Origin of the sequence: Enterococcus sp. DIV0712 (assembly GCF_050554855.1) — a bacterium.
Taxonomy (GTDB): Bacteria; Bacillota; Bacilli; order Lactobacillales; family Enterococcaceae; genus Enterococcus; species Enterococcus faecalis.
Genome location: NZ_CP187333.1, coordinates 774521 through 797659 on the forward strand (window position 1 = coordinate 774521; position 23139 = coordinate 797659).

A 23139-nucleotide genomic window follows, 5' to 3' on the forward strand; every position below is an offset into this window, starting at 1 on the left:
AAAGTGTATAACGTCATAACTTTTAAGGAGATGAAGAAAAAATGGCAAAAAAAACAATTATGTTAGTTTGTTCCGCAGGAATGAGCACGAGTTTATTAGTAACAAAAATGCAAAAAGCAGCAGAAGATCGTGGCATGGAAGCAGACATCTTTGCAGTATCGGCTTCTGAAGCAGATACAAACTTGGAAAATAAAGAGGTAAATGTTTTATTATTAGGCCCACAAGTTCGTTTCATGAAAGGGCAATTTGAACAAAAATTACAACCAAAAGGGATTCCTTTAGATGTAATTAACATGGCGGACTATGGCATGATGAATGGCGAAAAAGTTTTAGATCAAGCAATCTCATTAATGGGATAAGGAATTAAAACGTTTAGGAAAAGTGAATAGCAAATAAGGATAGTGCATGTTACCAAAGGTTTTGTTTTGTACGCTCGATTCATTCGTTTAATGAGGCTACTGCCTTTTTAATAAATATAAATGGATACAGGAGGAATAAAAATGAACGGATTAATGGCATGGATGGAAAAATATATCTTACCAACTGCCGCAAAAATTGGTGCACAGAAACATCTGGTGGCACTAAGGGATGCTTTTATTGGTACATTACCTGCGACAATGGCTGGATCAGTCGCCGTAATGATTAACGCAATTATTCGAGATCTTCCCCAAGAGTTTGTCTCAACTTATGCGGCAAGTTTGGAAGCAGACAAAGGTATTTTTGCAGTATTGAATGTCATCATTGGGATTAATGGTTTTGTTTGGAATGGTACATTGGCTATCGCTGGTTTGATTTTCGCTTTTTCTTGGGGCTATAACTTAGCGAAAGCATACAATGTGAATGAGCTAGCTGGTGGGATTGTCAGTTTAGCTACCTTAATTTCAGGTGTTGCTTTTGCACCAAATAACACAGCTGAATTAGCTGTAAAAGTGCCAGAAAAGATTGCCAACGCAATTAATGGGGCAGAAATTGGTGCGTCAATTGCTAATAATCAATTGACTGTCAATCCATGGGGTTGGTTAAATCTTAATCATTTAAATGGTAACGCTTTCTTTACGGTGATGATTATGGGGGCTTTATCAACTATTATTTTTTGTAAATTAATGCAAGCGGATTTAACAATAAAAATGCCTGATTCTGTTCCACCAGCAGTTTCAAAAGCGTTTGCGGCAATTTTACCAGCAACAATCGCATTGTATGTCGTAGCAATTATTAACTTTACGGTGTCAAAACTTTCAGGCGGTCAATTATTAATTGACTTAATTCAAAAATATATCGCGGAACCGTTCCTTGGGTTATCACAAGGACTAGGTGCTGTGTTAATCGTAACGGTTTTTGTTCAAATTTTCTGGTTCTTTGGTATCCACGGGCCAAACGTTTTGGCACCAGTTCTTGAAGGAATTTGGGGACAAGCACAATTAATCAATATTGATATTTTCCAAAAAGGTTATGAAGGAAAAACAGGAACAGCTGCGGTTTTAGCCGCTATTGACGACGGTAAAGCCTACATGTGGGTCCGTGGTTCGTTTGATGCTTTTGCTTGGTTTGGTGGTTCAGGCGGTACAATTGTCCTAATTATTGCAATCTTGTTATTCTCCAAACGAGCAGATTATTTAACAGTCGGTAAATTATCATTAGGACCTGGGATCTTTAATATCAATGAACCGATTATGTTTGGTTTACCAGTTGTTCTTAATCCAATTATGTTTATTCCATTTGTAATTGCGCCATTAGTTGCTACTACAATTGGCTGGGTTGCAACGTATCTTGGGCTAGTCGCCCCAGTTTCTCAACAAGTCGCATGGGTGACACCGCCGTTGCTATTATCTTTCTTAGCGACAGGTGCCGACTGGCGCGCACCAATCGTAGCGTTGGTATGTATGGTAGTCACTTTCTTGATTTGGACACCGTTTGTTATCGCTGCTAACAAAATGGATCCTGCATTAGGCGAAAGAGAGCAATAAGCAATAAAAACAGCAATTACTTGTATAGAAAGGAGCAAGCGGCATGATTTCGATTGCAAGTGCAATGAAGCAAGAGGAAATTATTACTTTATTAGAGGCATATCAAGGGGAAAATGAAACATTTACTTTTAAAGAAAAGAATGGTATTAAGTTATTTTTTGAAGTTGAAGGAGACCCTGAAACTGCTGCACAAGTTGCAAAACAGCTGATTAAGGAACAACCTTGGGGTGGCGTTTTATACTTCCAAGCAACGGTAGTCTAAAAAGATAGGATGGATGAAAATGATTAGAAATGGATTATTTTTATGTAGTATTGGCTTCTTGATTGTTTTGTATTCGTTGAATCCCAGCTCCTTAAACTATGATTTATTAAGTCTGACAACGGGGATTTTTCTCATTGGACTTGGTGGTTACCTGTTTTTTAAAGGAAAAAAAGTTGCTGAAGAAGAGGCGACAAAGGATGAGGTGAAACGGTAATGGAAATTACGAAAACATTAACTATTTCAGCAGATGAATTTTACACGCAATTAATGAATTCTGTTATTTTTGATATCCGTAAGCAAACAGGCAAAACTCTTACAAGAAAGCAGTTACGTAAGTTTGAATATATCAAAGAATATAGTAAAAATAGTCGCGCGAAAATAGTTATTGAAGAAGCTGTAGAAAATAAGACCTATCAATTTCGAACATCCACAACTAAAAATGATTTCTCGGTGCGGTATGAGCTACAGCCAATTGATGAAAAAAGCTGTGAACTGCGTTATACAGAAACAATGGTTTCTTATGGGGCGTTACAAAAACTGAATGATGCAGTATTAGGTATCTTTTTAAGTTATTTTAAAAAGAAACAGTTTTATAAAATGCTTAAAATGATGGAAACTGCTTAAAGGGAAAAAGCGGCTTTTGTCCAGTTGATTCTCTTCAGCTTTAGAAAGTGAGCGATGAGTCGTTTCGACTTATCGCTCACTTTTTTTTGTGGCCCTATTATTTTGGAAACGCACACAAAAAAGCTGTGTGTAATCGTTTTATTTTTAGTGTGTACACGCTTTCCATGTTGAAAAACGTTGTCATATCAAGGTTTTCAATGTGTTAAAACTTGGCACGCTTCTTGCTTATATAAAGGTGTAAAGCAAAACAAAGAGAATTTAGGAGATGAAGGAAAATGGCAAAAAAAACAATTATGTTAGTTTGTTCCGCAGGAATGAGCACAAGTTTATTAGTAACAAAAATGCAAAAAGCAGCAGAAGATCGTGGCATGGAAGCAGACATCTTTGCAGTATCGGCTTCTGAAGCAGATACAAACTTGGAAAATAAAGAGGTAAATGTTTTATTATTAGGCCCACAAGTTCGTTTCATGAAAGGGCAATTTGAACAAAAATTACAACCAAAAGGGATTCCTTTAGATGTAATTAACATGGCGGACTATGGCATGATGAATGGCGAAAAAGTTTTAGATCAAGCAATTTCATTAATGGGATCATCAAACTAGAGCAGAAAATGGGGTAGAGGTAATGGACGGACAACAGAACTTAGAAGCAATCATGGGTTTAATCATGTATGGCGGAAATGCTAAAAGCGATGCAATGGAAGCGATTGCCGCAGCAAAATCGGGGGATTTTGAATTAGCAGACAAAAAAATTGCAGATGCAGAAGAATCACTTGTACATGCACATCATTCGCAAACAGGAATGTTAACAGAAGAAGCAAAAGGCAATAACATGCAAGTAACATTGTTAACAGTGCACAGTCAAGATCATTTAATGACTGCGATTGCATTTACAGATTTAGCAAAAGAAATTATCGATCTTTATCGCCGTATTGATAACGAGTAATCTCGTTGTCAATGCGTCTTATAAGAAAAACGCGCTTGAGAAAGCGTTAATTAGGAGGAATAACAATGGACGGATTTGTTCAATGGATGGAGAAACACTTTATGCCGAAAGCGTCAGTAATCGCAGCGCAACGGCACTTGGTAGCAATTCGTGACGCGTTTGTCGTAACGATGCCATTAATGATTTTAGGGGCTTTGGCGGTATTAATTAATAATATTCCAATTCCAGGATATGAGGACTTTTTAAACAAAATTTTCCCAATGATGTATAACGATGCACCAATTTGGAAAAGCTTTGGTGGCAACATTTGGAACGGTACATTCGCAATCTTTGCCGTTTTAGTAGCCTTTTTAGTAGCACACAATTTAGTTAAATCTTATGGAAAAGACGGCATTGCAGCCGGTACAGTTTCTGTAGCTTCATTCTTCGCAGTTGGCGGCTTAGAAGGTATGGGCGCAACTGGATTATTTATTGCTTTGATTATTGCACTTATTTCAGGAGAACTATTCCAACGTTTATCTGGCAATCCTAAATTAGTTATCAAAATGCCTGATGGTGTACCACCAGCAGTAGCAAAATCATTTGCGGCATTATTACCAGCAATGATTACAATCAGTTTATTTAGTTTAATTACATCAATTCTATTTGCTTTAGGAATTGACAATATCGTTATTTCATTCTACGAAGCAGTTCAACAACCATTTATGGGACTTGCAAACAGCTACCCATCAGCATTATTGTTAGCTTTCATTACACCATTCTTGTGGTTCTTTGGTTTACATGGTGCCAACATGGTTGACCCATTAATGCAAACAATCAACGTACCAGCGATTGATGCGAACATTAAAGCTTTAGAAGCAGGTAAAGCAATTCCTTATATTGTAAACAAACCTTTCTTTGATTCATTTGTAAACTTAGGTGGAACAGGGGCAACATTAGGTCTGTTAATTGCTATCTTTATCGTAGGTCGTCGTAACAAACCATACAAAGTCATTACAAACTTAAGTTTAGCACCAGGACTATTTAATATTAATGAACCAGTCATGTTCGGTTTACCAATTGTTTTAAACCCAATTATGTTTATCCCATTCATTTTAGTCCCAATGGTTCTTGTAACTGTTGCGTATGTGGCGACAGCAACTGGTTTAGTACCAGCTGCAACCTTTATGCCACCTTGGGTAACACCACCAATTATTGGCGGATTTTTAGCAACGAAGAGTATCGCCGGCGGAGTTTTAGCAGCTGTTAACTTATTGATTTCTATTTTGATCTACATGCCTTTCGTAAAAGTAGCAACAGATCAATACTTGAAACAAGAAGCAGCCGCAGAAGCAGCTGAGTAAAAAATCGAAGGATTGAATCGTCCGGACTCTTACGGAGGGTTCAATCCTTTTTTTAATGATTAAATCGTAAAGGAGCAAACAACATGAAATATCAATTTCCAGAAAATTTTTGGTGGGGTTCTGCAGCCAGCGGTCCTCAAACAGAAGGCGTTTTTGAAGGTGATGGTAAAGGTCAAAATATTTGGGATTTTTGGTATCAAGAAGCGCCAGAAAAATTTTTTCAACAAGTCGGTCCAGATAAGACCTCACAATTTTATAAAAAATACCAAGAAGATATTCAGTTAATGAAAGAAACGGGACATAACTCTTTTCGAACATCCATTCAATGGAGCCGTTTAATTCCAGATCCTACAACAGGAAAAGTCAATCAAACAGCAGTTGATTTTTATAATCAAGTCATTGATGATTTATTAGAACACGGGATTGAGCCCTTTATGAACTTGTATCATTTTGATATGCCGATGGTACTTCAAGAAAAAGGCGGTTGGGAAAGCCGTGAAGTGGTTGATTTGTATGTTGACTTTGCCAAAACCTGTTTTGAATTGTTTGGCGATCGCGTGAAAAAATGGTTTACGCACAATGAACCAATTGTACCAGTTGAAGGTGGTTATCTCTATGGCTGGCATTATCCTGATAAAGTGAATCTAAAAGAAGGGATTCAAGTACTCTATCATGAAGCTTTAGCTAGTGCCAAAGCGATTGCCGTCTATCACTCTATGAACTTATCAGGTGAAATTGGCATTATTTTAAACTTAACGCCGACTTATCCTCGTGATGAGCACAACGAAGCCGATGTAAATGCGGCTAAATTTGTCGATGGTTTCTTTAACCGTTCGTTTTTAGACCCGGCTGTTAAAGGTCATTTTCCAGAAGATATGGTTGCTTGGGCGAAAGCAAATGACTTATTGCCAGAAACAACGCCAGAAGATTTAGCAATAATTGCTGAAAATACTGTGGACTTATTAGGAGTAAACTACTATCAACCACGTCGTGCCAAAGCAAAAGAAACACCTGTTGAAACACGACCAGAAGGCTTACTTCCAGAAGATTTTTATGATGTCTACGATATGCCTGGCAAAAAAATGAATCCTTACCGTGGCTGGGAAATCTACGAAAAAGGTATTTATGATACATTAATGAATTTAAAAGAAAATTATGGCAACATTCGCTGCTACATTTCAGAAAATGGCATGGGCGTAGAAGGAGAAGAACGCTTTGTCAATGAACAAGGAGTCATTGAAGATGATTATCGGATTGAATTCGTGCAAGATCACTTGAAATGGGTGCACCAAGCGATTCAAGAAGGTAGTAATGTTCAAGGATATCATATGTGGACGTGTATGGATAACTGGTCTTGGCTTAATGCCTATAAAAATCGTTACGGCTTAATTGCTGTGGATTTAGATGATGATGCGAAACGGACCATTAAGAAAAGCGGTCGTTGGTTCAAAGAAATGACAGCAAATAACGGCTTTTAGAAAGAGAATCGTTTCTGTGATAAAATGAATTGATACAATGTGCGAGGAGGAAAGAAAATGACAACTAAAAGAGTCAAAAAAATGGGCAAAGAAGAAATGAAAGAGATGTTTGATCTTGTTATCTATGCTTTTAATCAGGAACCCACGGCGGAACGCCAAGAACGTTTTGAAAAATTGTTGTCACATACGCAAAGCTATGGCTTCCTAATTGATGAGCAATTAACAAGTCAAGTGATGGCGACACCTTTTCAAGTGAATTTCCATGGTGTCAGCTATCCCATGGCTGGAATTGGCTATGTGGCTTCTTATCCAGAATATCGTGGTGAAGGCGGCATCTCTGCTATTATGAAAGAAATGTTGGCTGATTTAGCGAAACAAAAGGTTGCCCTTTCTTACTTAGCACCGTTTTCATATCCATTTTATCGTCAATATGGCTATGAACAAACATTTGAACAAGCGGAGTATACAATTAAAACGGAAGATTGGCCACGTGTTAAACGAGTTCCAGGTACCATTAAACGAGTTTCTTGGGCTGACGGTAAAGAGGTCATTAAAGACGTATACCTTGAAAATCAAAGAGCGCACTCTGGTGGTGTGATCCGTGAAACTTGGTGGCTGGATTATACGCTGAATCGTGCAAGTAAACCAAATAATCAAGCGATTTATTATTCGTCAGAAGGGAAAGCAGAAGGCTATGTGATTTATCGGATAGCTGCTGGCACCTTTGAAATCGTAGAATGGAACTATTTAACTAATACAGCTTTTAAAGCTTTAGCTGGGTTTATTGGCTCACATAGTGGTTCCGTTCAATCGTTCCATTGGATTAATGGTTTTGCTGGAAAAGATTTAAATGATTTAATGCCAACGCCAGCAGCTTCTGTAAAAATTTTACCTTACATGATGGCACGAATCGTTGAGTTACAAACATTTCTGGAAAAGTATCCATTTCAATCAGGAGAAAAAGAAACGTATTCTTTAGAGATTGAAGATTCCTATGGGCCATGGAATGAAGGCATTTGGACAATCACAATTGACGAACAAGGAAAAGCAACAGTGACTAAAGGTGCTGCGGAAAAAGAAGGGACTGCTGCTTTGAAAGCAGATATCCAAACGTGGACGCAACTATTCTTGGGCTATCGTTCAGCAGAGACGTTATCTTTTTATGAACGCTTGCAAGGAGACGCAACGACAGTTCAACGTTTAGGCCAACGTTTAGTCAAAGGCATGCCAATTTTAGAAGATTATTTTTAAAAGTGTGTTTATTCGCAAAAAATGACAGAACCTACTATAATAAAAATGTAAAAAGAATTATTTTAGAAAGGTGATGGGGACAATGGCGAAAACGAAACAAGAAAAAGTTGCACGCAATAATAAAATTGGGCAATATATAGCTATTGCGACAGGACTTTATTATTTAGGAAAAATGATTCTTGATCGGCGGCAAAAAAAATAATAGATAAACGAACGACGTGTTTCACTGAAAGAAAGTATCTCGCATAATTGTTTATGCGGGATACTTTCTTTTTGTCTATTGACAGATGTAGTGAAGACTTCTAAAATTAAAACAGATTGTTCTCGTAGCTCAGTAGGATAGAGCAACCGCCTCCTAAGCGGTAGGTCGCTGGTTCAATTCCAGTCGGGAACGTAAAAAACACCTTTCAAATGTTGGTTTGATAGGTGTTTTATTTTTTTTGTGCCAAAAATGTGCCAAAAATTTTAGAATTCTATTTTTCTTTACAAAACAGAATTGCTATATTATAGTGATTTCGAACACAGAAAAACACAGTAAAATGCTGAATAACCTTAGTTGGGAATGTAAAAAGGCAAGTAAATTTAAGGGGGAAGACAGATGGCGATTACTATAAATATTTATTATAGTGGGACAAATGGAGGTGCAAGAGAATTTGCCAAAGAAATGATTGCCAGCGGAATTGTAGAGGCGATTCGTGCAGAAAAAGGGAATAGTCGCTATGAATACTTTTTTCCAATGGACGATGAAGAGACAGTTCTGCTGATTGATAGTTGGACAGATCAGGAAGCATTAGACAAACACCACGCTTCTCCAATGATGACCCGTATTACGGAACTTAGAGAAAAATATGATTTGCATATGAAAGTAGAAAGATATGTATCAGATGTAACAGACCCCGTGACAAAAGATGCTGCGTTTATAAGAAAATAACCAGAGTGCAATCATTGATCTTAAAATTTAGTGCTAGGAACATCAATCGTTTCGACTGATGTTCCTAGCACTTTTTATCTTGTAAGGATGAATCATTTGTTACACACGTTAAATTAAAGAAGGACCATTTGTTCTTCAGTCACAGCCGGTTCGGTTAAAATTTTGGCTTGGGCAGCTGCGAGTTTCGCAATAGGTACCCGATAAGGTGAGCAAGAGATGTAGTTTAGGCCAAGTGTTTGGAAAAATGTGATGGATTGCGGATCACCACCGACTTCTCCACATACGCCAATACTCATGTTTGGTTTAGTGCGACGCGCTTTCTCTACAGCTAATTGAATCAATTGACCAACACCTGTTTGATCTAATGATTGAAACGGATCTTGGGTGATGATTTTCTTTTCCCGATACGTATTAATGAATTTACCGATATCATCACGAGAAAAACCATAGGTCATTTGTGTTAAATCATTTGTTCCAAAGCTGAAAAAGTCTGCTTCTTCTGCTAACTGATCCGCAATCAGACAAGCTCTAGGTAGTTCAATCATTGTCCCAATTTCGTAAGGGAAAGGAGTCATTTTATGTTCTTCAAAGAGACCGTCAATCGTTTCTTTTAAAATGCGTTTGAGATAGAGAAGTTCTTCTTTTTCGGCGATTAGAGGAATCATCACTTCTGGATAAACAGTAATTCCTTCTTTGACTAATCGAATGGCACTAGTAAATAAGGCTGTAACTTGCATTTTGTATATTTGTGGTTGGGTCACACCTAAGCGACAACCACGATGACCCAACATTGGATTGGTTTCTTGTAACCGTTCAATTTGTTTGGCGATGGTCACTGGGAACCGTTGTAGTTGCTTCGCCAATAATTGAATATCATTCTTTTCATGAGGCAAAAACTCATGCATCGGCGGATCTAACAAGCGGACCACCATGGGCTTGTCTTGAACTACTTTCAGCATTTGATAAAAGTCTTCCTGTTGAAAATGAAGAAGTTGCTCCAACGCATAGGTTGCTTCCTTTTCAGACTCTGCTAAAATCAAGCGACGCATTTCCAAGACACGCTCTTCACCGAAAAACATATGCTCTGTTCGCGCTAAACCAATCCCCGCTGCACCAAAACGGATGGCAGTCTCTAAATCTTGTGTAGTTTCTGCATTGGCACGAACAGTTAAATCAGCGTACGCATCTGCCCAAGACAAGAGCTCTTGAAGGTCATCGTTATTATCAGCAGAAATTGTAGGAATTTCGCCAAGATAAATTTCCCCCGTTGAGCCATCGACGGAAATGATTGTTCCTTCTAAGATGACTTGTGGCCCGCAGTGTAGTTGTTTGGTTTCTTCATTAACGGTTAAACTTTCACAACCAGTCACACAGCAAGTTCCCATTCCTCGTGCGACCACAGCGGCATGAGAAGTCATTCCGCCACGACTGGTCACAATTGCTTCGCTTACAACCATGCCTTCAATATCTTCTGGTGAAGTTTCTTGACGAACAAGAATGACTTTCTTTCCTAGATTGGTCAGTTCTTTGGCTTTTTCTGCTGTAAAAACAATTTGACCACTTGCTGCACCAGGACTAGCAGGAAGTCCCATAGCTAAACGTTCCATGTGTTGTCGTTTCTCTTGATCAAACACGGGATGAATTAATTGATCAATCGTATCAGGTGTCACACGCAACAGTGCTTCTTGTTTAGTAATACGATTTTCTTTGGCTAAGTCTAAAGCAATTTTAACCGTAGCTGCGGCGGTTCGTTTCCCGTTTCTTGTTTGTAAAATATATAATTTTTCATTTTCAATGGTAAATTCAATATCTTGCATGTCACGATAATGATATTCTAAAAGTTCTGCGTAATGGCGAAAATCTTGATAAACTTTTGGCATAGTCAAACGTAAACGACGAATGGGTTCTGGCGTCCGAATACCAGCCACTACATCTTCTCCTTGCGCGTTCAAAAGAAACTCTCCAAATAATTGATTTTCCCCTGTGACCGGATTTCTAGTAAAGACAACGCCAGTGCCACTGTCTAGTCCACGATTGCCGAAAACCATTTCTTGAATATTGACAGCTGTACCTAAATCATGTGCAATATGATGTAAGTTTCGATAAACCACCGCACGTTGATTATTCCATGAATCAAAAACAGCTTTGATTGCTTCAAAAAGTTGTGCGACAGGGTCTTGCGGGAAGACCACCTGATGTTGTTCAAAAACTTCTTGGTAGCGGACAATCAAGGCAAAATGATCTGCTTCTTGAAAAGCGGTAATTTTTTTGTTTAGCTCTTGTTCCAAGCGCTCTTTTTGTTGGTCAAATAATTCTTTGGGAATGTGATAGACGACGTCTCCAAACATTTGAATAAGTCGGCGATAACAATCAAAAGCAAAACCAGGAGAGGTTAAGGTCGCAAATTTTTTCACACGTTGATCATTTAAACCTAAATTTAAAATAGTATCCATCATACCAGGCATCGAGAAGGCAGCACCGCTGCGAACGGAAACTAAGAGAATCTCATTGTCCGCGGTAAAAGATTTGCCTGTTTCAGTTTCTAGATTTTTAACCGCTTTCAAAATTTCTGATTGTAAGTGTTCTTCAAAGAAAGTAGCATCTGCCAAATAGTCCATACAGCAACGGGTTGTAATCGTGAATCCTTGTGGAATCGGCAAACCTAAGCGTGTCATTTCTGCCAAGTTTGCCCCTTTACCACCAAGAGTCTCTTTACCTTCATTGTGTGTTTCGTTAAAAGAATAAATAAACTTTTTCATGCGTGACCTCCGTTTAATATGTGTCTTATATGTTCAATAAACATCATAATGGACGGAAATAAGTTTGTCAATAGAAAAAGTTTTTTGTCAATATGTTGAAAAAACAATAAATATGTGTATAATTGTAAGCGAATGCACAATTTGTTTAAGAGGAATTGAGGAGGAAATGATGAAATTAAGTAAACGACAAGAGCAAATTATCGCTGTTGTAAAAGAGCATCAGCCAGTTAGTGGTGAACGCATTTCGGACATACTAGCCGTTTCACGTGCGACATTGCGTTCTGATTTGTCTTTTTTAACACTTTCAGGAATTTTAAAAGCAAGTCCGAAAGTTGGGTATACTTACGAAAGTGATAATATGGAGGCTTTTTTCTTTTTTGATGTTTTTCAAACAAAAGTTCAGGAGATCATGAGTCCACCATTGATGGTTGCCCAAGACACCTCAATTCGAGATGCGATTACCAACTTATTTATGTATGATGTCGGTTCTCTTTATGTCATGGATGAAGCAAAAGAATTATTAGGGGTTTTGTCACGAAAAGATTTATTACGGGCCTCTTTAAATACAAATATTGATGGCACACCTGTTGCTGTTTGTATGACAAGAGTGCCACATGTGAAAACCTGCACACCAGAATTTACTATTCTTGAAGCTGCTGACACTTTGCAAAAATACGAAGTGGATTCTTTGCCAGTCGTTGAAAAAGAAAATCCTAAAAAAGTTATTGGAAAAATTACGAAAACGAAAATTTTAACCTATATTACGCAACAAGCGAAAGAAGCCGCACAAAACAGATAAGGGAGCTTAATTATGAAAAAAGAGATCATTGTTTATACTATTTCCGATTCACTTGGAGAAACATCACAAAAATTGTTAGCTGCAGCAAGCGCACAATATCCAGATATTTCTTTTCTTAATCGATACAATTTTTCTTTTGTCACAACAGAAGAAGAATTATTAGAGATTTTAAAAGATGCCTTAAAAGATAAAGCCTTAGTTGTCAGTACATTAGTCAGTAAACAACTAATCACAGCGGCGAAAGAATTTAGTGAACGAACAGGGTTGTTATATTTAGATTTAATGGCGCCATTTTTTGAATTAATTCAAGCGAAAGCCGGAGTAGATCCTATTGAAGAGCCTGGACGACGCCACCAACTAGATCGTGCCTATTTTGATAAAATCTCAGCGATTGAATTTGCTGTAAAATATGATGATGGCAAAAATCCTCAAGGGTTTCTTGATTCTGATATATTGTTGTTAGGCGTTTCGCGGACCTCAAAAACACCAGTCAGTATGTATTTAGCGAATCAAGGCTACCGCGTTTCTAACTTACCATTAATTCCAGAAGTTCCATTGCCGCCAATTTTGGAAGAAATGGATCCACAAAAAATGATTGGTTTAGTTTGTTCGCCAGAAACATTAGGACAGATTCGTAGCAGTCGGTTGGCTTCCTTAGGTTTAGGTAATGAGACCAGTTATACCAATGTTGAACGGATTGAACAAGAATTAGCTTATGCTGAAGAAATTTTTGCGAAGTATGGCATCCCAGTGATTGATGTAACCGCAAAATCTGTCGAAGAAACAGCCTTTTTAATTAAAGAAAAACTAGATGAAAGAAATTAAAAAGCTTGGCAACCTCACTAAATTTCAGTGAAGTTGCCAAGCTTTTTATACTTAATTGGGCTTCTTTTTGTTAGTCAATATTTTTTTGATCGACAATGAGTAAAGCGATCATCACGTAGACAATCCAGCTACTTTTAGAATAAAGTGTATAGCGGGGTTGCCATTTGCTAGCAAATTTTTCCTTGTATTCGCGTAATCCTTGGAAGGAGTAGATTTCTGAACCAAATTCATAAATTAACGCAGCAATCCGTTCTTGAATAAAACTTTTTCTTGATTGACCAACATTGGCTAACGGAGCCATCCCTAAATTGAAATAATGAATATTTTCTGTTTTCATATATTCAAATAAATGAATAAATAAGAAATCCATACTTCCAGAAGGGGCTTTTTCTTTATGGTGACGCATCAAGTCGATGGTACCAACTTCATTTGTGTAACTAGGAATGATATTAGCGAAAGAGACCATTTCTCCTTCAGCATTCCGGACAACAGCAATTGGGTTTCTTTGAAGATACGCTTCATCGAAAAATCCAAGTGAAAAGCCTTTTTCTTTTCGATTGTCTAACCAACTATCCGAAATAGCTTTTAATTCGTGCATTTGTTCGGCACTAAAAGGAGGTTGGAGTACGTCAAATGAATAGCCGGCTTTGGTAATTTTATTAAACACTGCGCGGGTACCTTTGAATTTTTTCCCAGACATCGTAAATGTTTCTAGATTAACTAAGGCTTCTTCGCCCATTTTGATAAATTCGTAGCCATATTCGTGTAGTAACATCACGCTGTCCTCATTGGTTTCGTAAAAGACGGGTACATAGCCGAAACGATCTGTTTCTTTAAGGAATGCATCAATCGCCGCAGGAAAATCTTCTTTGTTCCCAGAAGGGTTGCCCATCACAACGCATTTATTATTAATGGTGTTGAATTGTAAAAAGACAGTCGGTTCTTCTTTGGGATATAAGAAAACCTGTTTATCATGAAGAAAGACAAGTTCACTGTCAATATTCCCGCCATAAGTTGTTAAGATATTATGCAAGATACTATCTTCTGGAAACTCACCAACTTGGTGTTTTTTCCCTTGGAGGTAGCGAACAAATAGAAAGTTAAAACTCATAACTAAGAGGATAGCGATAAATCCTGACAACCAGATCCGTTCGGAAGGGAACAAGAAAAATTCCACAAAATGATGACGATGGTGTGGGAAGTTCGGTAAATTATAAACACCAATTACCAGGTATAACAAAGTCAACAAGCCAAAGATAAAGCCATCAATCGTCATCCACTCCCAAGAGTAAACCAGTTGTTCACGGTACAATTCTGATTTTGAAAAAATAACGATAAATAATAAAATAGCTAAATAGAAAATGGAAAACATACTAAAGTCAACAACAAATGAATACAAGATAGCACCAATTAATAAAATAATCGTTGGATAATAGGCTCTTTTAACACGATCAGCAATCCCACGTCCCATAATTAATAATGCAAAGCCTAAAACAATACTCGGAATTTGAATAATAATATGTGAACGGAAGGGGTTAATATCTCTTAACCAATGCACTTGAGTGAAGGCTTCTGGAATAGTGGCTAGGAGCACCATCATAATTCCTGAAAAATAAAGTAAAACCACTTCCAGCTTGTGGGCAATTTCCAAAGTAATTTGTTTTAGCAGTTGACGATAATGAGTATCCAACTTTTGGCTTAAGTGTTTTGTAAAGAACAAACAGCCAATTAAGAACGGAATAATATAATAGAATAAACGATAGAGCAATAACCACAAAACAATAATTTCACGATCGACACCTAAGTTGCTCAGTCCTAAAATCATCATGACATCAAAACTACCTAAAGCCCCTGGAATCATCGAAGCAATTCCAATAATCGAAGCTGCTACATATAAAGGAACAATATCAATTAAAGGAATCGGTACATCTAATAAGTAACCAATACTGATAAAGGTAATTAAAACACCTGTCCATTCTAAAAACGAAGAAACAACTAGAGATAAGCGATTTTTTGCATCGAGGTTACCAAAGGAACTATTTTTTTGGAAATGTAAAATAAGATAAAGTAACGGGAAATAAAGACCGCCACCTAATAACCAAATCCAATATTGCTGTAAATAAGCCATCTTTGGATCAAACTGAACAAGGAAAAAGCAAAGAATACTATAAATAGATAGACCGGATAACACAAAAAGTAAAATATGGGTTAACGCAGGTAAAATTTTCTTTTCCTCTGTTTTATTTCCATAAAATTCAGAACGAAGTCCCATGCTGACCAAACCACCGAATCCACCAATATTATTGATTGTATTGACAATCCAGCTAGATTCAAGGAGTTCCCGTTTTGAGACTTTCAAGTTTAAAATGCGATTTAATGTTAAGTCATAATTTAGCATCGGAGTAACGGAAACTAAACCGATAACCATCATCAATAACAATTTCCATAGCGGAATCTCATCAAAAATCTGTTTTAACTGTTCAAATGAGATCGTTTTACCAATTGATAAAAGTTGGGCAACAACAATAATTGAGACCGCAATAACAAACAGTGTTTTTAGTAATCCTGTATGCGTTTTGATCCAATGAATAATTTGTTTCATTTAGACACCTTCATTTCCTTTAAGAATTTTTCGATTGTTTTATTAAAAATATCTGGTGAGTTTTTGGCAAATAAATGACCCTGTTTATTTACCAAGACCAATTTACCATCAGGAATGGCATCAGCAATCGCCCGTGAATGGGAAAGCGCAATTAAATCTCGACTGCCAGTAATAACAAGAGTAGGACAGGGGATGTGTTCTAAATCTTGTTTTGTCAGTCCAGTATCTTCAAATAACAGAGCCACGATAGGGAGCCGTGCGCGCAATTTTTTTGAAAAAAAAGCGCCAATACGACAAAACCAATATTGAAAATAAGTGGCAATCGTTACATATTTTTTCAGACCAGACATGGTGACATTTCCAGAATTTAAGACGAGTTTGTTGACGAAATCAGGATATAAATGGGTAAAAACCATGGCAATATTTGCTCCGTCACTAAAGCCCAATAAATTAATTTTTGTTAAGTGTTCTTGTTGTATAATACCAGCTAAATCTTCTGCCAAAAGCGGAAAAGTTAATTGACTTTGTGTATTGGTGGACCGTCCATGTCCGCGGGTATCCACCGCAATAACTTGATACTCCTTGGAGAAATAAGAAATTTGATAATTAAAAAAAGTATGATCATTGCCATTACCATGAAGTAACACAAGGGGGTAATTTGTTTCTTTGCCAAAAGTTTGATAAAAAATTTGACTGCCATCTATTGTTTGAAAATATTTTTCTATTGCCATTCTCCGTCACCTATCTCATCTATAATCAATCGAGTCCTCTCTCATTATAGAGTCTTTTGTCTTTTTTTTGTAATAAAAAACAGAAAATTTTCCGAACAGTTTTGTAAGGTGTTGTAATATAGTGTGATATAGTAGAAGATAGCCACCTAAAAATTAGACTAGAGGAGGAAAAGTTGATGTCTTTAATCGTTTTAATTGGTGCCCAAGCTGTCGGGAAAATGACCGTTGGCAAGGCTTTAGAAAAGCAGTTAGATGCTAAATTACTATTTAATCATCAAACCATTGACTTATTTGCAAACTATCTTGGGTATACGGAACGTGCATTTCAATTGTCTGATTCCGTTAGAAAGGAACTTTTTCATGCCTTTGTCGAAAATCCAGCCACAAATACAACAAAAAACATTATTTTTACAGTGGTGATTGCTTTTGATCAAGAACAAGATTTTCAATTTTTAGAAGAAATATCAGAAATTTTTCTTAGTAAACATGAAGCCGTCTATTTCGTCGAACTCGTCTCTTCAACAGCAATCCGCCTAGAACGAAATGTTCATCCAGAACGGCTAGAGGCAAAACCTTCAAAACGCGATGTCGACTTTTCTCGAAAAGAATTACTCAATACCTTTAAAGAACATCGATTAGTAAGCCACGAAGGTGAACTAGAAAGTACATTTCCAAATGTAAAAATAACGAAAATAAATAATTCAAACATGACACCAGAAGAAGTAGCAACGAAGATAATTGCTACTTTTGGTTTGACATAATGTGAAAGGAACATCGGAATCAATGAAAAAGTTTTTTAAATATCTCGGTAGCTTGATGGTCCTTCTTTTAAGCATAGCTTTAATTTTGATAGGATATTTAACCTTCCGAGAGTTTCGACCACGAGCGGTTGAACCAGTTGCTATAAATAAACAATTTTCAGAGCAAACCATCGAAAAAAAGCAATCCATTTCTTTAGTCACGTATAACATAGGCTATGCTGGCCTAGGACAAACAGAAGATTTTTTTATGGACGGTGGCAAAACTGTCCAACCAGTTAATAAGGCAATGGTCCAACAGAATTTAACAGGCATTGAAGAAACCTTGAAAGAATTACCAGCGATGATTTACTTATTCCAAGAAGTCGATCGTCGCTCGCAACGTTCTTATGAAGTCAATCAAGAGGAAGAATTACAAAAACAGCTACAGCTGAACAGCGCATTTGCTTATAATTTTAAGGTAGATTATGTGCCCATTCCTTGGCCGCCGATTGGACGAGTAGAAAGTGGTTTATTAACATTATCAAATGAAAAAATAACAGAGGCCAAACGCATTGCTTTACCCAATCCCTTTCGTTGGCCCGTTAGCATTAGTAACTTAAAACGAGCGCTTCTAGAAACGCGCTTTCCAATTAAAGGCACAGACAAAGAATTAGTGGTTTTTAACTTACATTTGGAAGCCTATGACAATGGGGATGGGAAGATTGCTCAAAGCAAAAAGTTAGCTGACGTATTATCCCAAGAATACGCTAAAGGAAACTATGTAATTGCTGGAGGTGACTTTAATCAAGTTTTCAAAGGCAGTCATCGATATCCTGACTTAGGGGAAGCTGGTTGGGTACCAGGAGAAATTGATCCAGCAGACTTACCTAAACATTTTTCACTTGCTTATGATGATCAACAACCGACTGTGCGGGTGCTTAATAAGCCTTACACTGGCTCTTATGAAACATCCCAAGTGTATGTAATTGATGGTTTTATTGTTTCTGATAATGTGGCTGTTCATAGCGTGAAAACAAAGGACGAACAATTTAAATATACAGATCACCAACCTGTGAAGATGGAAGTTGGGTTGAAATAAAAAAAGTACAAACGGTGCTTGTTGCTTGCACCGTTTGTACTTTTTATTTTACAGATAGCCTTTAGTAATAGAATGAGTGGAATTTAGCATATTTGCTGGCGTTCCTGTAAAAAGAAGCTGTCCGCCATTTTCTCCACCTTCGGGACCTAGTTCAATCAACCAGTCGGCACTTTTAATCACATCAATGTGATGTTCTAATAAAATCAAGCTGTTTCCTTCTTCTACCATTCGATTGAAAAGTTGAAGACTTTGTTGGATATCAATTAAGTGTAAACCATCTGTAGGTTCATCCATTAAATAGATAGCTTTTTTTTGGTGAAGTGTGTCTGCTAATTTTACCCTTTGCAATTCGCCACCAGATAATGTTGAGAGCGATTGATTGAGTTTAAGGTAGCTTAAGCCAACTTCTAGTAAATTTTTTAATGAAAGAGCAAAAGGCTGGTCTTTGAAAAAATCATAGCCATCTTTAACGCTTAAAGCTAGTACTTCAACGATATTTTTTCCGTTATACAGATAATGAAGCACCTCTTCTTTGTAACGCGTTCCGTGACAGGTTTCGCAAATACTAGTAACATCCTCCATAAAAGACATATCGGAGACAATTATTCCTTTCCCCTTGCAAGTAGGACAGGCGCCTTTGGAATTATAGCTAAATAAAGCTGGACTAACATGATTTTCTTCCGCAAACATTTTGCGGACCTTATCAAAAATATTGAGATAGGTCATTGGTGTGGATCGTAAATTTGCGGTAATGCTTTTTTGTGAAAGATGAATAATTTCTTGGTTATCAGCCTGGGCTTTTTGATAAATTTCTTCCGCTAATGATGATTTACCTGAACCAGCGACCCCACAAATAACAGTCAAAACTCCTAACGGAACTTCGACAGATAGATTGTTTAAATTATGCAGTGTCGCATGTTCGATTGTTAAAGACTTCCTTACTTTTCTTGGTTGGTCGTTTAAAGGGAGCGGCTCTTGAAGGGCTTGACTAGTCAAGGTTTTGGAGGCTAAAAATGCGTCATACGTTCCTGAAAACTGGACATGGCCACCATTTTCGCCTGCGAAAGGTCCGATATCGATGATAAAATCAGCTTCTCTAATTAATTGTGGATTGTGTTCCACCAGAACCACGGTGTTTCCTTTATTTTTTAAATTGAGCAATGCACGACTGATCCGTTCGATGTCCTTTGGATGTAAGCCAGCACTTGGTTCATCTAAAATATACATAATATCGTTTAAGGCGCTGTTTACATACTTAGCAATTTTAATCCGCTGTGCTTCACCACCAGAAAGTGTTTCAGTTGCTCGTCCTAATGTGAGGTAGGAGAGACCGATATTAATTAATGCTTCTAGACGTACAAGTAGCTCTTCTTGAATAGTTTTTATTAAGGATAGGTCCATTGAACGAATAAAAGAATGTAATTCAGTGAGTGGCATGTCAACAGCATCAGCAATACTTTTCTGATTAATTTTGCAGCTACGAACACGTTCATTGACTCTACTTCCTAAACAATCAGGACATCTTTTTACGGTAACAAAGTGATTAAGGTATTTTTGATGACGTTTGCCTTCGTCTGTATGCAATATGCTACGTTGCATGCGCGGGACGATTCCTTCATACAAAGCTGTATGAGGCCACTCTTTGGGTGGATTAGCTAGTTTTTGTTGTGGAGCATATAAAAATAATGCTAACTCTTCAGGGGAATAGTCCTTGATTTTTTTATCCAAATCAAATAGACCACTATGGGCATAACGCTTCCACCGCCAGTTGCCAACTGTAAATGTGGGGAAATCGATAGGCCCTTCGTTTAATGATTTGTCATAATCAACTAGCTGATGAAGATTGATTTCGGTAATCTTTCCTAAGCCATCGCATGTTGGACATTTTCCATCCGGATGATTAAACGAAAAAGTATCTGAATAACCAACAAATGGAGAACCTGCTCGTGAAAACAGCAAACGTAAAAACGTATAAATATCTGTGTACGTTCCCACTGTCGAACGAGAATTACCTGCTACTTTTTTCTGGTCAATGACAATTGCAACAGGAAGATTCTCGATTTTTTCAACTTCTGGACGACCATATTTGGGTAAGTAATTTTGAACAAACGAACTAAATGTATCATTTAGTTCACGACGTGATTCAGCGGCTAATGTGTCAAATACTAAGGAGGACTTTCCTGAACCCGAAAGTCCAGTAACAACAGTTAGTTGCTTTTTAGGGATATTGACAGAGATATTCTTCAAATTATTTTGTGTTGCGTGCTTAATTTCAATCCATTCCATTAAAAAACCTCCGTTTCTATTCTATTTTAGCATATAAAAAGAACCTAGCCTAAAAGTTGAACATGGGAATTTTCAAGAGAACTTTACTTTTTAATCGCTTTCATTTATGCTATAAGTAATACAGATTTTTTAACTGTATTAATAGATAAAGGATGTGACTTATGAAGAAGTCGATTTTGTTCAAAAAGTTAGGGATTATTTTATTAATTAGCCAAACACTGGTAGGGGTACCAATGTTGGCACAAGAAAGTATACTAGAAACAACCGTTCAAACAGAGACGGAATCAGTAACAACAGAAACCAGTCAGACTGTAGCTAGCTTGGAATCTGAAACTACTAGCCAAACGGTGATGCAGGAAAAAGAATCCTCTTCGGCAACCGCCGAAAGCAGTAGCCGAAATGTGGTTGCAGTAACCACTGAAACCACAAATGAGATACAAAATAGTGATACAGATGGAAAAGCTGTTTCTGCAGAGAGTGTTTTTTCAGAAACAGATTATAAACAAGCAACTGCACTGGAGTTAGCAACTTTAGTAAGAGAAAAAAAGGTGACGAGCGAAGAACTAGTAAAAATTGCGTTGGCCATCACTAAACGTGAAAATCCTACATTAAATGCGGTCATTACTTTACGAGAAGAAGCGGCTTTGACAGAAGCAAAAGCTTTACAAGATACAGGTCAACCATTTCTAGGTGTGCCGCTCTTACTAAAAGGGTTAGGACAATCCTTGAAAGGTGAAAGCAACACGAACGGTTTTGGTTTTCTCCAAGATCAAGTAGCTGGTGGGACATCGACCTTTGTCAAAGCACTACAAAATGCCGGATTCATAATCATTGGTCAAACGAATTATCCAGAATTAGGTTGGAAGAATATTTCAGATTCAAAGTTATATGGCGTTTCCGTCAATCCATGGAATCCTAACCATTATTCAGGTGGTTCTTCAGGCGGAGCGGGTGCTAGTGTCGCCGCGGCATTTGTTCCCATTGCTTCTGGAAGTGATGCTGGTGGCTCTATCCGCATCCCTGCTTCTTGGACAGGCACCGTAGGCTTGAAACCTTCTAGAGGAGTAATCATTGGCAATTCTAATAGTGCAAAAGGTCAAACTGTTCACTTTGGTTTAAGTCGAACCGTGGCGGATACAAATGCATTATTTGAAACCTTATTAACCAAAAAAGATCTTCCTGCGGGACATTTAAGTCAAGCGCAACCCATTGCTTATACAACAGAATCCCCTGCCGGAACGCCTGTAAGTGCCGAAGCAAAAGAGGCGGTCGCTGAAGCTGTTGCTTTTTTAAAAGACCAAGGGTACACATTGGTTGAAGTGAAGCACCCTGTTGATGGGGAACGTCTAATGAAAAATTATTATACTGTAGCTGCTGGCTCAGCAGGAATTGCCGATTTTATGGCGCGGCAGAAATTGAAAAGACCGCTTGAACGAAATGATGTAGAACTGTTAACATGGGCGCTTTTTCAAACAGGAAAAAATATAACGAGTGAAGAGACAACTGCGGCTTGGACAGATATTGCTTTACAAGCACAAGCGATGGACGAATTTTATCAACAGTATCCTATCTTATTAACACCAACGACAGCTGCCACGGCACCTAGTATTGATAATCCGTTACTAAAACCAGAACATGCAGCACAGATGGAAAAAATTGATCAATTGTCACCAGCAGAACAAAAACAATTGATTTATGACCAATGGCTGACGGCGTTCACATATACACCGTTTACACAACAAGCAAATTTATTTGGACATCCAGCATTAAGTGTACCAACTTACGTTTCAAAAGAAGGACTGCCTTTGGGGATTCAATTTAATAGTGCATTAAATGAAGACCGAACGTTGCTACAATTAGGTGCTTTATTTGAAAATAACCACAAGATAAATCAACCACATGTAGAAGAACCAGACAAAGGCAAAGAACCAGATACAAGTGGCGAACCAGATAAAGATAAAGGACCAGATATAAGTGGCGAACCAGAAAAAGACAAAGAACCAAATGCAAGTGGCGAACCAGATAAAGATAAAGAACCAGATGCAAGTGGCGAACCAGAAAAAGACAAAGACCCAAATGCAAGCGGCGAGCCAGACAAAGATAAAGAACCAGAAAAAGACAAAGAGCCAAATGCAAGTGGCGAACCAGAAAAGGACAAAGACTCAGATGCAAGTGGCAAACCAGATAAAGACAAAGAAACAAAAACAAGTGAAGAACCAATCGAAGGAAAAAACCAAAACCCAGACAAAGCTGGAAAAACTACTAGTGAGTCATCCTTAGCTAATTCGCTGAATTCATCAGCAAATCAGGGAACCAAATCAACAGGAAGTACACATGCTTTTTCTGATAAAAATATGATTGGGAAACAAGAACAGCTTCCCAAAAAAGTATTACCAAAAGCAGGTGCAGAAGTACCTAGTACTTTCTGGATTGTTTTAGGAGGAGCTTTCTTAGTAACGAGTGGAACGATTTATATAAGGAAAACTAGAAAACAATAACC

At 37.6% G+C, this 23139-nt stretch carries 20 protein-coding genes and 1 tRNA gene; 17 read left to right on the top strand and 4 right to left on the bottom strand.

From position 1 onward, the window contains the following. Positions 1-41: 41 nt before the first annotated feature. The 12 genes from IGL42_RS03740 to IGL42_RS03795 all read left to right on the top strand — a co-directional run bounded on the left by IGL42_RS03740 (position 42) and on the right by IGL42_RS03795 (position 8798). Complete coding sequence (locus tag IGL42_RS03740; protein ID WP_002355913.1) at positions 42-359, top strand: PTS sugar transporter subunit IIB; 318 nt, start codon at positions 42-44, stop codon at positions 357-359. A gap of 141 nt (positions 360-500) precedes the next feature. Further along, positions 501-1964, top strand: coding sequence for a PTS sugar transporter subunit IIC (locus tag IGL42_RS03745; protein WP_002369870.1), 1464 nt, complete (start codon positions 501-503; stop codon positions 1962-1964). A gap of 43 nt (positions 1965-2007) precedes the next feature. Next, positions 2008-2226 carry a hypothetical protein gene (locus IGL42_RS03750; protein WP_002355915.1) on the top strand — a complete coding sequence of 73 codons (219 nt, stop codon included), beginning with the start codon at positions 2008-2010 and terminating at the stop codon, positions 2224-2226. Positions 2227-2239: 13 nt separating this feature from the next. Beyond that, positions 2240-2440 (top strand): DUF3188 domain-containing protein, encoded by a 201-nt coding sequence (locus IGL42_RS03755; protein ID WP_002361416.1) that lies wholly within the window; start codon positions 2240-2242, stop codon positions 2438-2440. Beyond that, positions 2440-2850, top strand: coding sequence for a DUF3284 domain-containing protein (locus tag IGL42_RS03760; protein WP_002355917.1), 411 nt, complete (start codon positions 2440-2442; stop codon positions 2848-2850). Before IGL42_RS03755 ends, IGL42_RS03760 begins: the two co-directional genes overlap by 1 nt. 275 nt (positions 2851-3125) lie before the next feature. After that, a complete protein-coding gene (locus IGL42_RS03765) occupies positions 3126-3452 on the top strand; it encodes a PTS sugar transporter subunit IIB (RefSeq protein WP_002355918.1) in 327 nt (108 codons plus the stop codon). 22 nt (positions 3453-3474) lie between these two features. Beyond that, on the top strand, positions 3475-3795 hold the full coding sequence (locus tag IGL42_RS03770) for a PTS lactose/cellobiose transporter subunit IIA (RefSeq protein WP_002355919.1): 321 nt from the start codon (positions 3475-3477) through the stop codon (positions 3793-3795). 65 nt (positions 3796-3860) lie between these two features. Then, positions 3861-5138 carry a PTS sugar transporter subunit IIC gene (locus IGL42_RS03775; RefSeq protein WP_002355920.1) on the top strand — a complete coding sequence of 426 codons (1278 nt, stop codon included), beginning with the start codon at positions 3861-3863 and terminating at the stop codon, positions 5136-5138. An 83-nt stretch (positions 5139-5221) separates the two neighbouring features. Then, positions 5222-6616, top strand: a complete 1395-nt coding sequence (locus tag IGL42_RS03780) for a glycoside hydrolase family 1 protein (protein ID WP_185776383.1) — start codon at positions 5222-5224, stop codon at positions 6614-6616. 57 nt (positions 6617-6673) lie between these two features. Then, the gene (locus IGL42_RS03785) at positions 6674-7867 is read left to right on the top strand and encodes a GNAT family N-acetyltransferase (RefSeq protein WP_010710699.1); all 1194 of its coding nucleotides are present in this window, start codon (positions 6674-6676) and stop codon (positions 7865-7867) included. A 320-nt stretch (positions 7868-8187) separates the two neighbouring features. Continuing rightward, positions 8188-8261, top strand: a tRNA-Arg gene (locus IGL42_RS03790). Between the two features lie 204 nt (positions 8262-8465). Further along, entirely contained in the window at positions 8466-8798 is a 333-nt protein-coding gene (locus IGL42_RS03795) for a putative quinol monooxygenase (RefSeq protein WP_010710698.1), read from the top strand. A gap of 113 nt (positions 8799-8911) precedes the next feature. Here the strand turns inward: IGL42_RS03795 and ppdK are convergent, their stop codons facing one another. After that, positions 8912-11557 carry a pyruvate, phosphate dikinase gene (ppdK, locus tag IGL42_RS03800; protein WP_002363418.1) on the bottom strand — a complete coding sequence of 882 codons (2646 nt, stop codon included), beginning with the start codon at positions 11555-11557 and terminating at the stop codon, positions 8912-8914. Between the two features lie 169 nt (positions 11558-11726). Between ppdK and IGL42_RS03805 the strand changes: the two genes are divergently transcribed. Together IGL42_RS03805 and IGL42_RS03810 are read left to right on the top strand one after the other, a co-directional pair. Then, positions 11727-12356, top strand: a complete 630-nt coding sequence (locus IGL42_RS03805; RefSeq protein ID WP_002355926.1) for a helix-turn-helix transcriptional regulator — start codon at positions 11727-11729, stop codon at positions 12354-12356. 12 nt (positions 12357-12368) lie between these two features. Next, positions 12369-13181, top strand: coding sequence for a pyruvate, water dikinase regulatory protein (locus IGL42_RS03810; RefSeq protein ID WP_002355927.1), 813 nt, complete (start codon positions 12369-12371; stop codon positions 13179-13181). Positions 13182-13251: 70 nt separating this feature from the next. Here IGL42_RS03810 and mprF read toward each other — a convergent pair whose 3' ends face one another. Further along, entirely contained in the window at positions 13252-15783 is a 2532-nt protein-coding gene (mprF, locus tag IGL42_RS03815) for a bifunctional lysylphosphatidylglycerol flippase/synthetase MprF (protein ID WP_002358907.1), read from the bottom strand. After that, complete coding sequence (locus IGL42_RS03820) at positions 15780-16514, bottom strand: alpha/beta fold hydrolase (RefSeq protein WP_010710697.1); 735 nt, start codon at positions 16512-16514, stop codon at positions 15780-15782. The genes mprF and IGL42_RS03820 overlap by 4 nt, the downstream gene beginning before the upstream one ends. A 176-nt stretch (positions 16515-16690) precedes the next feature. Between IGL42_RS03820 and IGL42_RS03825 the strand changes: the two genes are divergently transcribed. Further along, positions 16691-17275 carry a hypothetical protein gene (locus tag IGL42_RS03825; RefSeq protein ID WP_002388908.1) on the top strand — a complete coding sequence of 195 codons (585 nt, stop codon included), beginning with the start codon at positions 16691-16693 and terminating at the stop codon, positions 17273-17275. A gap of 22 nt (positions 17276-17297) precedes the next feature. Beyond that, the gene (locus tag IGL42_RS03830; protein WP_010710696.1) at positions 17298-18353 is read left to right on the top strand and encodes an endonuclease/exonuclease/phosphatase family protein; all 1056 of its coding nucleotides are present in this window, start codon (positions 17298-17300) and stop codon (positions 18351-18353) included. A gap of 48 nt (positions 18354-18401) precedes the next feature. On the opposite strand, the gene IGL42_RS03835 is transcribed toward IGL42_RS03830, so the two are convergent. Then, positions 18402-20639 carry an ATP-binding cassette domain-containing protein gene (locus IGL42_RS03835; protein WP_010710695.1) on the bottom strand — a complete coding sequence of 746 codons (2238 nt, stop codon included), beginning with the start codon at positions 20637-20639 and terminating at the stop codon, positions 18402-18404. Between the two features lie 161 nt (positions 20640-20800). Between IGL42_RS03835 and IGL42_RS03840 the strand changes: the two genes are divergently transcribed. Continuing rightward, positions 20801-23137 carry an amidase family protein gene (locus tag IGL42_RS03840; RefSeq protein WP_162499925.1) on the top strand — a complete coding sequence of 779 codons (2337 nt, stop codon included), beginning with the start codon at positions 20801-20803 and terminating at the stop codon, positions 23135-23137. Positions 23138-23139: the final 2 nt, after the last annotated feature.

Excerpts from the sequence above, each read along its gene's own strand:
- IGL42_RS03835 (WP_010710695.1), bottom strand. The coding sequence starts at position 20,639 with ATGGAATGGATTGAAATTAAGCACGCAACACAAAATAATTTGAAGAAT.
- IGL42_RS03740 (WP_002355913.1), top strand. The coding sequence starts at position 42 with ATGGCAAAAAAAACAATTATGTTAGTTTGTTCCGCAGGAATGAGCACG.
- IGL42_RS03755 (WP_002361416.1), top strand. The coding sequence starts at position 2,240 with ATGAAAATGATTAGAAATGGATTATTTTTATGTAGTATTGGCTTCTTG.
- IGL42_RS03810 (WP_002355927.1), top strand. The coding sequence starts at position 12,369 with ATGAAAAAAGAGATCATTGTTTATACTATTTCCGATTCACTTGGAGAA.
- IGL42_RS03775 (WP_002355920.1), top strand. The coding sequence starts at position 3,861 with ATGGACGGATTTGTTCAATGGATGGAGAAACACTTTATGCCGAAAGCG.
- IGL42_RS03765 (WP_002355918.1), top strand. The coding sequence starts at position 3,126 with ATGGCAAAAAAAACAATTATGTTAGTTTGTTCCGCAGGAATGAGCACA.
- IGL42_RS03830 (WP_010710696.1), top strand. The coding sequence starts at position 17,298 with ATGAAAAAGTTTTTTAAATATCTCGGTAGCTTGATGGTCCTTCTTTTA.
- IGL42_RS03750 (WP_002355915.1), top strand. The coding sequence starts at position 2,008 with ATGATTTCGATTGCAAGTGCAATGAAGCAAGAGGAAATTATTACTTTA.
- IGL42_RS03820 (WP_010710697.1), bottom strand. The coding sequence starts at position 16,514 with ATGGCAATAGAAAAATATTTTCAAACAATAGATGGCAGTCAAATTTTT.
- mprF (WP_002358907.1), bottom strand. The coding sequence starts at position 15,783 with ATGAAACAAATTATTCATTGGATCAAAACGCATACAGGATTACTAAAA.
- IGL42_RS03795 (WP_010710698.1), top strand. The coding sequence starts at position 8,466 with ATGGCGATTACTATAAATATTTATTATAGTGGGACAAATGGAGGTGCA.
- IGL42_RS03840 (WP_162499925.1), top strand. The coding sequence starts at position 20,801 with ATGAAGAAGTCGATTTTGTTCAAAAAGTTAGGGATTATTTTATTAATT.
- ppdK (WP_002363418.1), bottom strand. The coding sequence starts at position 11,557 with ATGAAAAAGTTTATTTATTCTTTTAACGAAACACACAATGAAGGTAAA.
- IGL42_RS03785 (WP_010710699.1), top strand. The coding sequence starts at position 6,674 with ATGACAACTAAAAGAGTCAAAAAAATGGGCAAAGAAGAAATGAAAGAG.
- IGL42_RS03745 (WP_002369870.1), top strand. The coding sequence starts at position 501 with ATGAACGGATTAATGGCATGGATGGAAAAATATATCTTACCAACTGCC.
- IGL42_RS03780 (WP_185776383.1), top strand. The coding sequence starts at position 5,222 with ATGAAATATCAATTTCCAGAAAATTTTTGGTGGGGTTCTGCAGCCAGC.
- IGL42_RS03770 (WP_002355919.1), top strand. The coding sequence starts at position 3,475 with ATGGACGGACAACAGAACTTAGAAGCAATCATGGGTTTAATCATGTAT.
- IGL42_RS03805 (WP_002355926.1), top strand. The coding sequence starts at position 11,727 with ATGAAATTAAGTAAACGACAAGAGCAAATTATCGCTGTTGTAAAAGAG.
- IGL42_RS03825 (WP_002388908.1), top strand. The coding sequence starts at position 16,691 with ATGTCTTTAATCGTTTTAATTGGTGCCCAAGCTGTCGGGAAAATGACC.
- IGL42_RS03760 (WP_002355917.1), top strand. The coding sequence starts at position 2,440 with ATGGAAATTACGAAAACATTAACTATTTCAGCAGATGAATTTTACACG.